The 919-nt window shown below is 43.9% G+C and carries 3 protein-coding genes; 2 read left to right on the top strand and 1 reads right to left on the bottom strand.

Annotated elements, in window-relative coordinates; translation table 11 throughout:
• Positions 1-218, top strand: a 218-nt coding sequence (locus Xkoz_RS21480) for a hypothetical protein (protein WP_167386633.1), incomplete at its 5' end; no start/stop codon positions are given.
• A gap of 16 nt (positions 219-234) precedes the next feature.
• Here Xkoz_RS21480 and Xkoz_RS19220 read toward each other — a convergent pair.
• The gene (locus tag Xkoz_RS19220; protein ID WP_099143524.1) at positions 235-459 is read right to left on the bottom strand and encodes a hypothetical protein; all 225 of its coding nucleotides are present in this window, start codon (positions 457-459) and stop codon (positions 235-237) included.
• A 159-nt stretch (positions 460-618) separates the two neighbouring features.
• On the opposite strand from Xkoz_RS19220, the gene Xkoz_RS19215 reads away from it, so the two are divergent.
• Positions 619-919 (top strand): phage holin, lambda family (locus tag Xkoz_RS19215; RefSeq protein WP_422646090.1); only part of this gene is annotated, 301 nt, incomplete at its 3' end.

Here is a 919-nt window from a genome sequence, read left to right as displayed (position 1 = left end):
ACCTTGCGAAAGAAGGTAATGGTGATTTTAGAGCCGCCATTATTGATACGCTGATAGCCAAAGTCGTTGTTGCTGGCATCAGTGATGTGCATAGTTTGAAAGTGTCATTTGAGTATTCAGAAGACTTTGTAACGGATGAAATTACTCTGAAAGCATTTAATGACAGAGCAGTGGCTTTTGCTGAGAAGACGATGAAGGAGTTAAAAATCCCCAAATAATTGGGGATTAGTATGATTAGTCTTCTTTTCTTATCATATCAAAATACATATTGTCAGCTTTGGCATATATGGACGATAAGGCTCTGGCGTGTTTTTCCCTATGAAAAGATTTGTCTGATTTGAACAGTTTATCCATATACTTAGTGAGTCTTTCACGCAAGGCACCTGCATCTTCCCCGGCTTCTGCCATTGAGATTGCCAGTAAAAACGCAAGTTGATGCTCCAATAATTCGTTATCCATATTTTTCCTTTATCCAGAGGTAATCAGCCATCCCTCCAGTTGATTAATGTTTGGCTGATCTAACAACATATCTTAAGTATCAACTCATTACTTTTAACTCACTCACAGGGGTAACCATAGTTCACCCCACGGACGCCCATTGTTCAAATGGGGTGGAATATGAAGATGAAAGAAAACCCAGATTTATGGGCTGACCTACTGGCTGGCCTAAAAAACTCGTGGCCGCAGATATCCGGCTCGGCTTTAGCCATTGCCATTTGTTACGGCCGCCTGATTTATGACGGCGTGGAACGTAAGAACCGATGGGTCGAGCCGCTATTGTGTGGGGCATTATCCTGGGGCATATCCAGCGGGCTGGAACTGTTTGGTATTCCTGCCAGTGTGTCACCGGCGCTAGGTGGTGCCGTTGGCTTTATTGGCGTCGAGAAACTGCGTGAATTCGCTATTCGTGCCATCAACA

It is taken from the genome of Xenorhabdus kozodoii (genome assembly GCF_002632875.1).
Lineage (GTDB): Bacteria > Pseudomonadota > Gammaproteobacteria > Enterobacterales > Enterobacteriaceae > Xenorhabdus > Xenorhabdus kozodoii.
The sequence above is the reverse complement of the archived record's forward strand: the minus strand, read 5'-3'. Positions and strand labels throughout refer to the sequence as shown.

What these genes read in the sequence shown, in the direction of transcription:
- Xkoz_RS19220 (WP_099143524.1), bottom strand. Translation starts at nt 459, where the DNA reads ATGGATAACGAATTATTGGAGCATCAACTTGCGTTTTTACTGGCAATC.